The following is a 15,197-nucleotide window of genomic DNA, read 5'->3' as shown; positions in this document are numbered from 1 at the left end:
AATTTCTTCACTTCACTGGTTCTTCATTTAATGCTGCTTATGTGTGCATGCCAAAAAGCCCCGGACCTCTGTTCTGTCAGGAACAGTGTCTGGAGCCTTGATAAAACTTCAGTGCACAAGCCGGACGGCATTTAATGAGTAAATGGTACACCTGTCGCTTTCCCCGCTATATTCATGCCTCGGATGCGTTCCTGCTCCTCCTGATCAGCTAACCCGGCGTCCCGTATCCCTCTTTGCACATTCACCATCAACAGCATGACAATGCCTGCCGCAAAAAAGAAAATCAGTGACAGAATGCCCCAGCGCGTGGAGCCTGTAATCTGTCCAACATAACCGAATACAAACGGACCAAAGATTGAAGCAAATTTGCCTGTAACATTAACAAAGCCGAAATACTCTCCCGTGCGACCAGCCGGCATCAGGTTGCTAAACAGAGAACGAGCGGTCGATTGACTTATCCCCTGCACCACCCCTACGAGCCCGGCAAGAATATAGAAATGCAGCGCTTGGGTCATAAAATACCCCAGAATGACAATACAGATATATACGCTTAAACTTACAATCAACACCCGCTTCGCTCCCCACCGCTGCGCCCATGCACCAAGCAGCAGTGTACACGGAAAACCGATGAACTGTGTAAGCAGCAGCGCCAGCATCAGATCACTTGTCCCTATGCCAATGCTTGTGCCATAGATCGTTGCCATGAGAATAATGGTGTTAATGCCATCATTGAAAAACCAGAATGCGACCAGCATGCGAAGCAGCTGCGGAAAACGCCGAATCTGACCAAAGGTTTGACGTAAGCGCCGTACGCCCACCTTGGCATATCCCGTCCACGATGCAGGCAGCTCGGGAGATGCTGGTCGTCTAGGTGCATGACGGAAGATGGGGACGGAAAACAGCAGCCACCATAACGCAACCGAAACAAATGCAATTCTTGTGCCAGCGAGTGTATCCGGCAACCCGAACCAGCCCGGCTGCTGAATCATCAGCAGATTAATGGCAAGCAGCAGCCCACCGCCAATATAACCATAGGCATACCCTTTGGAAGACACCATATCCCTTCGTTCTGCCGGGACAAGATCGGGCAGCATGGCATCATAAAACGTATTGCCCCCGGCGAAACCAATCGTGGATAACACCAGAAGTACAGAGGCAAGCAGCCAATCCCCTTCTCCGATTACACTGAAACCTAATGTGGCGATAACTCCAGTGATCGTAAAGACACGCAGAAAGTTGCCTTTTCGTCCAGACAGATCAGCCAGCGTTCCCAATAAAGGCGTTAACAGGGCCACACACAGCATTCCGATCGAATGTGTATAAGCAAGGTAGGAAGCTGCGGTATCCTTATCCACTGTCGCCGCTGCGACAGAAGCATAGAATACAGGCAGCACTGCTGCCAGTACCGTTGTTGCATAAGCCGAATTGGCCCAGTCATACATAACCCAGGCTTTTACCGCACGTTTATCCACACATAATCCTTCCTTTACACGCATCAGAATTCGATGCTCAGAATCAGTCTATTTCCTCTATTGTAAAGGAAAGACATCACATTGGATCATGATTTTTGTAAAATTTCCGGCATGTACCGTTGATCAGCGTATCGTAAGGCGATTCCGGCATATTTCATTCATTTTAGTTGCGTCCGCATCACATATCGTCCCCGCCCGTGAATATACTTAATTACCGACAGGCCAAACTGTGCCGCGTAATCAATGGGGGGTGCCTACATGTCAAATTCACACCAGCCTTACTCGTTCGTCGTATCCCGGGAAGATTGGTCGCTTCACCGCAAAGGGTACCAGGACCAGCAGCGCCATCAGCAAAAGGTGAAAGATGTCATTAAGCAGAATCTGCCTGATCTGATTACTGAGGAAAATATTATCATGTCCGATGGACAACAAATCATCAAGGTACCAATCCGAAGTCTGGATGAGTACCGTTTTGTGTATAACTACCAGAAGCAAAAACATGTCGGTCAAGGCGACGGGGACAGCCAGGTTGGCGATGTCATTGGTCGTGACCCTGCATCCCAAAAGCCTGGCAAGGGCGAAAAAGCCGGCGATCAGCCTGGCCATGACATTGTCGAGGCCGAGGTCAGCATCGAAGAATTGGAAGACATTCTGTTTGCCGAGCTGGAGCTGCCGGACCTGAAACAGAAAGATAAAGATCTGATCGAGACACATACCGTCGTTTTCAATGATATTCGCAAAAAAGGCATGCAGTCCAACATCGACAAGAAACGTACGATACTGGAGAACCTGCGCCGCAACGCAACCACGGGCAATCCGGGCATCCACCATATCAGTCCGGACGATCTTCGTTACAAAACATGGGAAGACAAAATTATCCCTCAGTCCAATGCGGTCATTATTGCCATGATGGATACATCAGGGTCGATGGGGTCATTTGAAAAATATTGCGCCCGCAGCTTTTTCTTCTGGATGACCCGTTTCCTGCGTCGTCAGTACGAGAAAGTCGAGATCGTGTTTCTGGCTCACCATACCGAAGCCAAGGAAGTGACCGAAGAGGAATTTTTCACTCGCGGCGAGAGCGGCGGCACGATCTGCTCCTCTGTATATATGAAGGCACTGGATATTATCGATAAGCGTTATCCGCCTTCCAGCTATAACATCTACCCGTTCCATTTCTCGGATGGTGATAATCTGACCTCGGATAATGAACGGTGCGTGAAGCTGATCGGAGAGCTGATGAAGCGCAGCAACATGTTCGGGTACGGTGAGGTGAACCAGTACAACCGCAGCAGCACACTGATGTCCGCTTATCGCCATATCAAGATCGATCAATTTATGTATTACGTCATCAAGGAAAAAGGTGAAGTGTACAAAGCGTTGCGCAGCTTTTTTCAAAAAAGAGAAGGAGGCAGCCTGGGATGACCGATGAAATCCGCGAACTGGAATACGCCATTGCCGAAATTATGGAGATTGCCGATGGATTCGGCCTCGACTATTACCCGATGCGCTACGAGATCTGCCCGTCGGATATCATCTATACCTTTGGTGCGTACGGCATGCCAACGAGGTTCAGCCATTGGAGCTTTGGCAAAACCTTTCACAAGATGAAGATGCAGTACGATTTTGGTCTTAGCAAAATTTATGAGCTCGTGATCAACTCCAACCCTTGTTACGCCTTTCTGCTCGATGGCAACTCCTTGATCCAGAACAAGCTGATTGTAGCCCACGTGCTGGCTCACTGCGACTTTTTCAAAAACAATGCCCGCTTCTCCAAGTCCAACCGCAATATGGTGGAAAGCATGGCCGCCACGGCAGACCGCATCAGCAACTATGAGATGGAATATGGTACAGAGGCTGTGGAATCCTTCATCGACGCCGTTCTCGCCATTCAGGAGCATGTAGACCCGCAGCTCATCAAACCGCGACACCTGGATAAACAGCGCTACATGGAGATGAAAATCCGTGAGCAGCGTGGGGAGAAAACACCCAAACCGGAAGGTCAATATGACGATCTGTGGTCACTCGACCAGCTGCAGGTTGAAGAAAAACCGGCTGACAGTGTGCAGGTGCATCATTTCCCGCCGGAGCCGGAGAAGGATATTATGTGGTTTATTCAGGAGTTCTCCGAGGTGCTCACCGATTGGCAGCGGGACATTATGAGTATGATGCGCGAAGAAATGCTCTACTTCTGGCCGCAGATGGAAACCAAAATCATGAACGAGGGCTGGGCTTCTTACTGGCATCAGCGTATTATACGCGAGCTCGACCTGAGCAGTGAGGATACGATCGAATTTGCCAAGCTGAATTCTTCTGTCGTGCAGCCATCCAAGCAGAGCCTGAATCCATATTATCTGGGACTGAAAATCTTCGAGGACATCGAACGCCGCTGGGATCATCCCACACGCGAAGAGCAGGAACGTTGGGGCCGACAGCCGGGTCAAGGCCGGGCAAAAATGTTCGAAGTACGCGAGTTCGACTCGGACACCTCCTTTATCCGCAACTACATGACCAAGAAGTTAACGGAAGACCTGGATCTCTACGTGTTCGAGAAAAAAGGCCCGGACTGGAAGATCACCGACAAATCCTGGGAGAACATCCGCGACCAGCTTGTATTTTCCCGCATTAACGGCGGTTCGCCGTATCTGGTCGTACAAGACGCAGACTACCTGCGTACTGGCGAGCTGGTGCTGAAACACCAGTATGAGGGCATTGAGCTGGACCTGAAATACATGGAACGTACACTTCCGTATCTGTATCGCCTCTGGGGGCGCACGGTGCATGTCGAGACCCGTGTGGAGGAAAAACCAATCTGGTTCACCTACGACGGCAAAAAGCACCATCGCAAGTTTTTATGAGTACTGATGTTGAAGCTTTCATCAGCACTGATATTCACGGTAACTGAAAAAGCGGCAAGTCCCCGATACAGGTCGGGAACTTGCCGCTTTCGATGTTATAAAGAATGAAGTGCCTCATTGCTATTTCCGAGCATGCGAAGCGGTACAAAGAAACTGTGCTCTACTTCGCTTGCCGGTAACGGGCGACTGAAGTAATATCCCTGAATTTCTCTGCAATCATTTTGCATCAGGATGTCCAGCTGTCCTTTGGTCTCAATCCCCTCAGCAATGACCTCCATCTTGAGGTTCTGAGCCATGGAGATAATCGTAGCCACGATGGCCTGATCGCTATGGCTTTCCGTAATGTCGGTCACAAAGGAGCGATCAATCTTGAGCTTGTGAATCGGAAAATGCTTCAGATAACTCAGGGAGCTGTACCCCGTACCGAAATCATCCAGACTGATCTTCACACCGAGGGTAGTAAGCTCATTGAGAATCGCCGTTGATACGGTAGCATCCATCATCATGCTCTCCGTAATTTCCAGCTCCAGATACTGGGCCTCCAGCCCCGTCTCGATCAATGCATTTTTGACCTGCTCCACCAGGTTCGACTGGTGAAACTGCTGACTGGACAAGTTCACAGATACCGGTATGAGCGGCCCACCGCTGGAATGCCACAGCTTCATCTGTCTGCAGGCTTCCCTCAGCGTCCAGTTACCAATATCATAGATCAGCCCCGTCTCCTCGGCGAGCGGGATAAATACATTCGGTGCAAGCAGCCCTTTCATTGGATGCTGCCAGCGAATCAAAGCCTCGACTCCAATCATGCGGCTGTCGTGAGTTCGAATCTGGGGCTGATAGTACAGTAACATTTCGTTTCGCTCCAGCGCTTTCCGAAGATAACCTTCCAGCTCAATCCGCTCATACAGTTCCGAGTCAAGCTGGGCTGTGTAGAACTGATAACCGTTCTTGCCATTTTTCTTCACTTCATACATCGCGGAGTCGGCATGTTTAATCAGCGCATCCGTTCCTGCCCCGTGCTCAGGATACATCGCAATCCCGATGCTTGCAGTAACATAAAAATCATTTTCCTTCAAACGATACGGCTGCTGGATCGATTTAACGACTTCTTCGGCAAGCCTAATAATTTCTTGCTCGTTCGCCTGCTCTCCTGTAACCACCATCGTAAATTCATCCCCGCCCATACGGGCCAGCGTAACATTGGACATCGCCTGAGGATGAGATGCTTCGATAGTGCTTACAATCCGGTCGCTAACTTCTTTGAGAAACACGTCTCCGATGGAATGACCCAGAGAATCGTTAATCATCTTGAAGCGGTCAATATCCATCACCATAACAGCGAATCTGGCTTGCTTTTTTCCCAAAACGTTAATCGTCTTAGCCAGTACCTCGTCCAATTTACGCCGATTAGGAAGCCCTGTAAGTGGATCATGCAGAGCCTGATGACGAATGTTTTCCTGAGCCTGCGTTTCCTCCGTAATATCTTTAATCAGAATGTGGCTGCCCACATGGGAATCATCAATAATGACTGGAATGACTGCGATACTCAGGTCGAGCAGTTCATTTTGTGCATTTCTCATTTTTGCCGTATAATGCTTCTGTTCCTTATCCCGACTATCCCATGCGTACATGTTATCACTACTCGTACACTCTATCTCAATTTGCTCTACAATCTGATGAACCGGGCGATTAATCACCTTTCTCTCAGAGTAGCCTGTGATTGTGCTTACCGCTGCATTCATCCCTTTAATGATGCCTTCTCTGTCCACCGAAATGATGGCATCTGAATGATTATGGTACAGCGCCTGATACCACTGCTCGTTCTCACGAATACGCTGATCCTTCTGGGACATCCGTTGATTGATAAAGTTTCCGAACAACGTAAGCCCGATCGCAATAATGGTGCCCGCAGCAATCAAATATGCAAGTACCTCCGACTCAATCTGTCGGGTCAACGTATCAGGAATTACACTACTTTGATGAAAATGAGCTGCTGCCATCCCGGTATAATGCATGCCTGTAATGCCCACACCCATGATGAGTCCGCTGCCAATTTTGTAGATCCAGTCATGCTTTGAATCGCGGCGGTTAAAATAAAACATGAGCCATAGGGCCGCAAAGGAAGCTACAGCTGCAATGACAACCGATAAAGCTACAAGGATCGGTTTGTACGTCACTGGTGTAGACATCGCTGCCATCCCCACATAATGCATAGAAGTGATGCCAGTGGTCATAAGCAGTCCTGCAATCACCAGCCTGCTTATTTTATTAGACTTCCGTCCAGCAAAATCCAGCGCGACTCCCGATGCAGCAATAGCAAGCAGCACGGATAAAATAACTTTATCCGTCGAATACGAAACGTGCATAGGCAGCACAAACGCAAGCATGCCCACAAAATGCATGGACCAGATGCCCAGTCCCATAGAGATGGCACCGCAAGCAATCCACCAGTGACGCGCCCTTCCGCTCGTCATGGATACACGGCCTGCAAGATCAAGTGCTGCATAAGAGGCTAACGAAGCAATGATATAGGATAAAATAACAAGTTGTAGATTGTACGTGCCATGTATGTGCTCCACTCACTCTGTCCTTTCAGCCGGGCAATACCTCATATGTATGTTAAATGTAAAAAAGAAGCGAGTGCGCTGTCCGGATGACAGGCACTCCCTCCGCATCATTTGACTTTGCGACCAGCGACTTAGTTTAAACCGATGGCATACATCTGAAACCCGCTTATGTTGAATGTCTATAGTCTAAACGTCCCAGCCCTGAAAATCAACACTTATTTCCAGAAGCAGAGCCTGTTTATCCCTCATTTACGGTGTCTCAGCCTAGTCTTAACACCCCTTTTCAGAGCTTGAACACAACAATGCTATTTCTTCATCAGCAGCAAACTGCCGAAACCGGATGTATCCCTGTATGAATTGCCCGATGGGTCACTCCACATGAAAACGCTGCTGCGTTTTCCGTCTCCTGCACCATCATCATTCACCTGCAGATCGAAACCAATCCATTTGCTTTCCTTGGCGCGCACATTTTCAAGTGGAATCGCCGCTTCAACAACATATCCTTCCTTCGTCAGACGGGTAGCTGATTTGAACAGCTCTTTACGCGGGCTACCGCCAAAGGAAGTTTCATTGTCAAAATTGACCCGGTACTGGGCATCGTCGTCCTCATAACTGCTCGTCTGATTTTTGTTCAGATCAATAAAAAGCTCAATGGAATCCTGCTCATGTGCATTGGCGCTTTTTTTGCTAAGCAGCGGGTCTTTGACTTCAGCCCATACATAAAGATACTTTTCATCCCAAAGCAGCTTTGCCTTCGCCTTGGCACCGGAATTGCCTTCTACCTTGACGTCTGTTGCAATCGTCACGGCTTTCTTCCACAGTTTATCTTCCTTGCCATCCACCGTTGGTGTTCCGTACGTAACTTTAGCTTGTTTCAAGTCAGAGCCTAGCTTGAGCTTGCCCCGATTCTCCGTTTTCTGCGGCTGTTGATTGTTCGTGTCATTCCATACCACAATCGAGGTTTTGCCATTAGGCTGTTTATCTGTAATTCGGAAATCGAGAGACAGTACCTTGCCTGCCGCCAGGTCAGCAGAGGATAACGGCAGGGATGCATAGACAACATATCCCGACTTGTTTTCCTTTACCTGATACAGCTTCTCATCTTTGCCTTTCCCGCCATCCCGGTTAAAGATGTATTGTCCGTCCTTCGGTGTGCTGTTTTTCTTGCCGGCGGTCACATTCTCCGGGCTTACAAAAACCTCAACCTGGTCACCTTTAAGACGTGTAGCATCCTTCACTTCAATGCGCAGATTCAGTTTTTTTCCATCCCATAACGTTTTTACTTCTCCTGTCGTGCCTGAAGCACCTTCCACAACATGAGAGAATGGCAGAGCTCTGACCGCTCCCCAGAGAACATCCTCCTGTCCTTTACGATCAGGCAAGGATACCTTCGCTTGGGATGCCGTCCACTCGTTTCGATATACGGGTAACGTTGAAGGATCAACCAGTGCCCAGTAAGCCTTTTTCGCTTTCAGCTTGCGATCAAACAGCAGTGGTGCATCTTTTCTGCCTTTGACAGGGAAATCATCCAGCCATGTGCCGTCATCCGCAAGTCCCCATAACGTTACACTATCCATTATACCGCGATCATCAAACTCCTTGAACAGATCAAACAGTGCACGATAACGATATGCCTGCTCAAGCATCATCTCGTCTGTGACCGGTTTTTCCTGTTCGGAGTTCCCGGAATAGATGGACATATCCAGCTCCGTTACCTGAATGTGAACCCCCAGAGCCGCAGCCCGGTTAAATGCCTCACGGATTTGCTTCAGGTCTGGTCCATACATGGATACATGCATTTGGAAACCAATAGCATCAATCGGTGTGCCTTTCGCCAGCAGCTTCTCTACAAGTTTAACCATGTCATTCATCTTGCTGACACTGCCTTCAATGCCATAATCATTGATGACCAATACCGCATCCGGATCAGCCTCTCGTGCATAACGGAAAGCCAGTTCAATGTAGTCACTGTCATCCCCGTCGCCGTCCACATCACCGATGATATCACGCCATTTCGAACCGCTCGCCTGATTACGCAGACCGCCACCGTCCGAGATAACTTCATTAACTACATCCCATGTGTGTACTTTACCTTTGTAACGACTCACAATCGTTTGAATATGTGTTTTCATGCGCTGCAGCAGCTGTTCACGCGTCGCTGGCTTCGATGGATCATTTGGATCGGTGAAGAACCAATCCGGCACCTGGCTGTGCCAGAGCAGCGTATGACCTCTCACCTGCATGTTGTTCGCTGCAGCAAAGTTGACAAGCTTATCCGCCTCAGACCAGACAAAGTTGCCCTCTGTAGGCTGCATTGCATCCATTTTCATGAAGTTGCCTGCCGTAATACTTTTGAAATGTTTCGTCAGCAGTTCAGAGTGTGGGTCTTTAGGGTCCAGTGCCGTCTGATCAATGGCAGCGCCAAGCGCATACGACGTACCTAGCGTCTTGGCCAAGTCCGGAATATTTTTCTCGATAGCAATCGCTTCGGTTGCAGTAATTTGTACATCATCAATATAAAAAGGAATCGTATCTGTTTCCGTCACTTCGGAAGACTGCTTCCACGGTGTTTCGGCATACATACGCAAGCCGCTGATGCCTGTGCTTTCGGCTGGCACAATAATGTCTGCTTCAATTTTCTTCCACTGGCCTTTGTTCAACGTTGTAGAAGCAAACGTAGCATATTCCAGGTTTGCTGTGTCACCATTGAACTCCTTCTCCAGGGAGCCGTTAATGACCTGTGTTGCAGGTCCTTCATCATACATCGCCCAGAAGGAGATATGAACCGTGCTTCCCTTTTGCAGATAAGGCAGCACCTCTACAAGCGGCCCATGATAAGTCTCGCTGCGGGAGGAGGTTTTCAAGCTGCGGTTGCTATTATGTCCGATGCCGCTGACAACCTCCAGCTTCTCCGTACCCCGGGCACGCCAGTTTCCGACATTTCCATCTTCAAAATCAGCATTGAACAGCACTTGGCCTGGTTCTCCCGGCTCACCCGGATTCTCCGGCGCAGGTTTAACGAGACGAATCTGGAATTCGTCCAGCAGGTAAGATGCCTTTGCATCCGTGCTTTCCAGGTAGAGGAGCAGGTTGCTGCCTTGCTCATAGCTGTACTGACCTTGCAGCTTCACCCATTTCTGATCCGTCACTTGCTCAGCTGCGTTGACCTGATCATATTGCGTATCCCCATTACCATCCCGGCGCTCCACAGTAAATTTCAGATCAGCCGGAGCTGAGCCATTTACCAGTTTCACGTAACCGGAGATTTCTACAACTTCATTCTTATGAACGACATCGCTCAAGGATAATGAAGGACCATTCCAAGCCTCTGTACGGCCCGTTGTTTGCAGGGACTGTTTGCCTTGATACGCCTGATCAGCTGTCACATCGACCTTCACTCCACCTCGGGCTGTCCAGCCTTGCGTCGTACCATCCTCAAACGAATGAGATAACAGAATATCCCCCGCATTCGCTGCACTTGCCTTCCATTCTCCTGCTCCGAGACCTGGCAGCAAACTAACGATCAAAACCGCTGCCAAGCATAACCTCAACCATCTTCCCCGCACGTAAACTCCTCCTTATGAATTTCTTCATCCATCCTGTAACGCGGTCAAACATCAGGCTTTTCACGACACACTTCTGCATGCATGGATATCCTCTGCTGGTTTTATTCGCTGGCAACCATAACACGATTGCACGGATGGGATCAGGAACATTCAATGCACGGTCCTTAACCTCCTCAAGTGAGCCCGATAATGCCCTGGGGAACCTGCCCTTCAAAAAAAAGTAAGCGGTTACACATTCAAATTTATGCCATCGTGCCTTTTATTGTAAATATGGAAATTTAGTGTCCAACCCCCTCTTTTTATATTTCTGATTACCTTTGTTGTGTCTATTTAACGAAAAACTGACTTGCCTGCCTCATTAAAAAAGCACAGCCTTATGGCTGTGCAGGTGCTTCAGAATACATTTCATTCACAGGTGCTGTCGTTTGACGAACAATCAAATTCGAAGGCTCCGTAACCACTGGCGGTGTGTAAGAAGGATTTTCAATCATAGCAATCAGATATTCTATCGCCCGAATGCCGATCGTATAAATGTTCTGATTCACCGTTGTCAGACTTGGTTTGAACACTTCCGCGTAATACGTATTATCAAAGCCCACGACTGAAATATCCTCCGGTACACTAAAACCATGCTTCTCAATCTCATGAATAGCTCCAAAGGCAGACATATCCGATGCACAGATGATACCTGTAGGCTGCTCGCGAAGAGCCAATAAACGCCGTGCTGCCTTCGCACCACCATCAAAGGAATAATCACACACCTCAAGATATATCGTTGCATACGGAATACCACATAAACGAAGTCCTTCCTTGTACCCATCCAGACGCAGATTAGCTACAGCAGGTCCCAGCGTGCCTGAAATGTAAGCAATCTTACGATGCCCCAGCTCATAGAGATGTTTGACCGCCATCGCAACTCCGTTGACATTGTCTGTTGTGATGTAACCCGCACGTTTGCCAAACAAATCTGTGTCAATAAACATGGTCGGAATCTCGGCTGTAACCAGTTCCTGAATACTTGTATTTTCCCGGCCTTCCCCGAAAACAACAACACCATCCACGTTTCGGCTGCGGCAATGCTTAATAAATGAATATGTAGGATCATCAAATCTTGTAGATAAGCGAACGAGATCATAACCGCTGTTTTCCAGGGCTGTTTTGATACCTTCAAGTAATTCGGCAACAAACGGATTCGTAAACGGAACGGTAAGCAGCACACCCACTGTCCATGAACGGCGCTTAACCAGTCCACGCGCGACCACATTGGGTTGATATTTCAATAATTCGATGGCTGAATTCACTTTTTTACGTGTTTTTTCGCTAACATCCGGGTAGTCATTTATTACTTTGGAAACGGTTGCAACGGATACGCCCGCTTCTTTGGCCACATCATGGATAGAAGCCATCTAATCACCTCAACCTCTTCATAAATCGCCTGTCTTCGGCTATATTATCTATACCATTGGCAGGTTTGTCTACTCATTATAGCTTATTACATGCCGAAACGGTAATGGATGCGCCATGAATCTCTGCGAATCCAGTTTACTGCTCCAATTTTTTCAGATCCAGCGCCAGCTTCTCCATCGTTGTCGCAAATACGGCAAGTTCGGATGAACGTGAGGCCTGGCTTCTTGCGCCCTTGGACGTACGCTCGGACTCCAGCTGCACGCTGCTCAGTTTTCTCATAATCTGCTGCAGATTGGCCTGAATTTTACCTTGTGCCTCACGGGAACTGGCAGCCAGTTTGCGGACCTCGCTTGCGACCACTTCAAATCCTCGGCCGAACTCTCCTGCCCGTGCTGCTTCGATCGCAGCGTTCAAACCGACAAGATGACTTTGATCCGAAATCTCACGAATCAGCTCGCCCATTTTGCCTATTTGATGAATCTCTCCCGTCAGTTCCTCCAGAAGTGTATGCGCCTGCTCCTGAGATACAGCCGTTTCATTCGCTACACTCGAGATGGACATGGCATTTTCGTTCAATTCACTGATCATGCCAGTAAGCTGTTGGGTAATCTGCGTAATCGCCAGCAGTGTATTATTCTGATCCGCAGCAAGCTGGTGAAGCTTCTCTTTCTCTTTTTTCTCATATGCTTCAAGCACCAGCTGTGAATCCAGATTAAACATTTTACTTAATGCCTGTACAACCAGGTGCCATGAATCCGGAATAACCTGCTGAAATATACTTGTTGCAATGTCCAAATAAACCATATATGTACCCAGATAATAATCTTCAGATAAACCGATTCGGGAATGAACCAATCCGATTGCAATGCGCTGCTCAATATAAGCATCGTCCACAATGCCGTCTGTCATGGATAACCAGTACATTCGCTGCGTTTCCTTCAACCGATCGATATTAGAGAAGCGTGCAATCAGTTCCATCAGTTCCGGGTAATTGCCTACATGATTGTAGAAATGATCCACCACTTCCTCAACCACCTTCTCAAAGACAGGCCGATGATCCGCAAGCAGCTTCAAGTCCCGTACACCTAAACCCATATAATCCAATTGCTTCTGCCGATCTGCTGAAATGCTCCCCATATCTGATTAGATCAACTCCTTGTCATTTTTTATTCCTAATTGTAAATATGTTAATTGATTATAGACTAAAATACCTAAACATTCATATACCATAAGAACTAATTCACTTGTAAACTATAATAATTTTTGTAAAATATTATTTATTTTGGACTCAATCTCAATATAAAAAGGCCCTGAGATTGCTGCGAAGGAGCCTCGCAGCAAATCTACAGGACCTAGTTCGGAATGGTGCAGCAGTTTAGCGGTTAAGCAGACTCCCCACGTATCGCAATAGTTCATTTGCGCTGGCAGCCGTATAACCGTGCTCTTCAATAAGGCGTTTGATTACTTCATTCATACGTTTCAATTGTGTGGCATCCGGTGTCTTCGTAGAGGTTGTAATCTTCACGATGTCTTTCAGATCAGCGAACAGCTTCTTCTCAATGGCCTCCCGCAGACGATCATGACTGCTGTATTCGAACTTGCGCTCTTTACGAGAGTAAGCCGAGATCCGAATCAGAATCTCTTCGCGGAACGCTTTTTTGGCATTTTCCGAAATGCCGATCTGTTCCTCAATAGAGCGCATCAGTCGCTCATCCGGGTCCATCTCCTCGTCTGTCAGCGGATCACGAATTTTTGACCAGTTGCAGAAGGCTTCGATGTTATCGAGATAATTTTCGAATAATGTTTTTGCAGATTCCTCAAAAGAATAAACGAAAGCCTTCTGCACTTCCTTCTTCGCCAGCTCATCATACTCTTTGCGGGCCAAGGCGATAAAGTTCAAATAACGCTCACGCTCTTCCTTTGTAATGGAAGCGTGCTGGTCCAACCCGTCCTTGATGGCACGCAGGATATCCAGCGCGTTAATGCACTGAAGGTTTTGCTTGATCAAAGCGCTGGATATCCGGTTAATGACGTAACGTGGATCGATACCGGACATGCCCTCATCCAAATATTCATTTTGCATCTCGCGCAGATCAGCTTCCTTGTAACCTTCAACCTCTTCACCGTCATACATCCGCATTTTTTTGACAAGGTCCATGCCTTGTTTTTTCGTTTCTTTCAATCGGGTAAGTATGCTAAAAATAGCTGCCGTACGCAGCGCATGCGGTGCAATATGCACATGCTTCATATCGCTTTGCTGAATCAGCTTGGCATAAATTTTCTCTTCTTCCGACACCTTCAGGTTATACGGAATCGGCATAACAATCATCCGGGACTGCAACGCCTCATTTTTCTTATTGGAAATAAATGATTTATACTCGGACTCGTTGGTATGTGCCACGATCATCTCATCCGCACTGATCAGTGCGAAACGGCCCGCTTTGAAGTTACCTTCCTGCGTCAGGGAAAGCAGGTTCCACAGAAACTTTTCATCACATTTCAGCATCTCCTGGAACTCCATCAGCCCCCGATTGGCCTTGTTCAGCTCGCCGTCAAAACGGTATGCCCGAGGATCAGATTCCGATCCAAATTCGGTAATCGTGGAGAAGTCAATACTGCCTGTGAGGTCGGCGATATCCTGTGATTTCGGGTCCGAAGGACTGAAGGTACCGATTCCTACCCGGTTATCCTCGGAGATAATGACACGTTCCACCCGCACTTTGCTGATATCACCACCATACTCGGTCCGTACTCGCATCTGGCAGGATGGGCACAGATTGCCCTCAATGCGTACACCAATCGCTTTCTCGACTTCGGGGCGAAGCTCCAGCGGAATGAGGTGAAGCGGCTCCTCGTGCATCGGGCAGCCTTCAATCGCGTAGACCGCCCCTTTTTCCGTACGTGAAAATTGCTCCAGTCCCCGTTTCAATAACGTTACCAGTGTGGACTTACCTCCACTTACCGGCCCCATCAGAAGCAAAATCCGCTTTCGTACATCCAGACGGCGTGCAGCGGAATGAAAATACTCCTCCACCAGTTTCTCAATGGAACGATCCAGTCCAAAAATCTCCTGCTCGAAAAATTTGTATCGCTTATGTCCCCCGACCTCTTCTACGCCATACGATTCAATCATCTGATACACTCGTGCGTGAGCCGTCATTGCCGGAGTCGGGTCCTCCTTCAGCAGTGCAATATAGTCTTCAAATGTTCCGTTCCATGTCAAACGGTCACTCTCTGCCCGATATTCCGCAACGCGTTCAAAAATATTCATGCTTGGTACCTCCCATGGCTCCTTTAGTGTGATTGTCAACCATTCCGAATGGTATG

Annotated in this window: 8 protein-coding genes; 2 read left to right on the top strand and 6 right to left on the bottom strand. The window is 48.1% G+C overall.

The annotated features are described in order from the left end of the window. Nucleotides 1-131 precede the first annotated feature (131 nt). Nucleotides 132-1,472 (bottom strand): MFS transporter, encoded by a 1,341-nt coding sequence (locus ACQSGY_RS06470; RefSeq protein ID WP_427051158.1) that lies wholly within the window; start codon nucleotides 1,470-1,472, stop codon nucleotides 132-134. Nucleotides 1,473-1,730: 258 nt separating this feature from the next. Between ACQSGY_RS06470 and yhbH the strand changes: the two genes are divergently transcribed. Together yhbH and ACQSGY_RS06460 are read left to right on the top strand one after the other, a co-directional pair. Continuing rightward, a complete protein-coding gene (gene yhbH / locus ACQSGY_RS06465) occupies nucleotides 1,731-2,897 on the top strand; it encodes a sporulation protein YhbH (protein WP_145403047.1) in 1,167 nt (388 codons plus the stop codon). Continuing rightward, nucleotides 2,894-4,330, top strand: coding sequence for a SpoVR family protein (locus ACQSGY_RS06460; RefSeq protein ID WP_145403048.1), 1,437 nt, complete (start codon nucleotides 2,894-2,896; stop codon nucleotides 4,328-4,330). The genes yhbH and ACQSGY_RS06460 overlap by 4 nt, the downstream gene beginning before the upstream one ends. Nucleotides 4,331-4,425: 95 nt before the next feature. On the opposite strand, the gene ACQSGY_RS06455 is transcribed toward ACQSGY_RS06460, so the two are convergent. From ACQSGY_RS06455 to ACQSGY_RS06435, 5 genes are all read right to left on the bottom strand, one after another. Next, a complete protein-coding gene (locus ACQSGY_RS06455; RefSeq protein ID WP_427051157.1) occupies nucleotides 4,426-6,909 on the bottom strand; it encodes an EAL domain-containing protein in 2,484 nt (827 codons plus the stop codon). Between the two features lie 293 nt (nucleotides 6,910-7,202). Continuing rightward, a complete protein-coding gene (locus ACQSGY_RS06450; protein WP_427051156.1) occupies nucleotides 7,203-10,463 on the bottom strand; it encodes an endo-1,4-beta-xylanase in 3,261 nt (1,086 codons plus the stop codon). A 374-nt stretch (nucleotides 10,464-10,837) separates the two neighbouring features. Continuing rightward, nucleotides 10,838-11,869, bottom strand: a complete 1,032-nt coding sequence (locus ACQSGY_RS06445) for a LacI family DNA-binding transcriptional regulator (RefSeq protein WP_111271467.1) — start codon at nucleotides 11,867-11,869, stop codon at nucleotides 10,838-10,840. 136 nt (nucleotides 11,870-12,005) lie between these two features. Beyond that, nucleotides 12,006-13,007: a protoglobin domain-containing protein gene (locus tag ACQSGY_RS06440; protein WP_426334414.1), complete on the bottom strand. Its 1,002-nt coding sequence runs from the start codon at nucleotides 13,005-13,007 to the stop codon at nucleotides 12,006-12,008. A 238-nt stretch (nucleotides 13,008-13,245) separates the two neighbouring features. Continuing rightward, nucleotides 13,246-15,141: a PrkA family serine protein kinase gene (locus ACQSGY_RS06435; RefSeq protein WP_111271465.1), complete on the bottom strand. Its 1,896-nt coding sequence runs from the start codon at nucleotides 15,139-15,141 to the stop codon at nucleotides 13,246-13,248. Between the last annotated feature and the right edge of the window lie 56 nt (nucleotides 15,142-15,197).

It is taken from the genome of Paenibacillus sp. TC-CSREp1 (assembly GCF_050171015.1).
In the GTDB taxonomy this organism is placed as follows: Bacteria; Bacillota; Bacilli; order Paenibacillales; family Paenibacillaceae; genus Paenibacillus; species Paenibacillus silvae.
This window is presented reverse-complemented; position numbering and strand designations above follow the sequence as displayed.

Excerpts from the sequence above, each read along its gene's own strand:
- ACQSGY_RS06445 (WP_111271467.1), bottom strand. The coding sequence starts at position 11,869 with ATGGCTTCTATCCATGATGTGGCCAAAGAAGCGGGCGTATCCGTTGCA.
- yhbH (WP_145403047.1), top strand. The coding sequence starts at position 1,731 with ATGTCAAATTCACACCAGCCTTACTCGTTCGTCGTATCCCGGGAAGAT.
- ACQSGY_RS06435 (WP_111271465.1), bottom strand. The coding sequence starts at position 15,141 with ATGAATATTTTTGAACGCGTTGCGGAATATCGGGCAGAGAGTGACCGT.
- ACQSGY_RS06440 (WP_426334414.1), bottom strand. The coding sequence starts at position 13,007 with ATGGGGAGCATTTCAGCAGATCGGCAGAAGCAATTGGATTATATGGGT.
- ACQSGY_RS06460 (WP_145403048.1), top strand. The coding sequence starts at position 2,894 with ATGACCGATGAAATCCGCGAACTGGAATACGCCATTGCCGAAATTATG.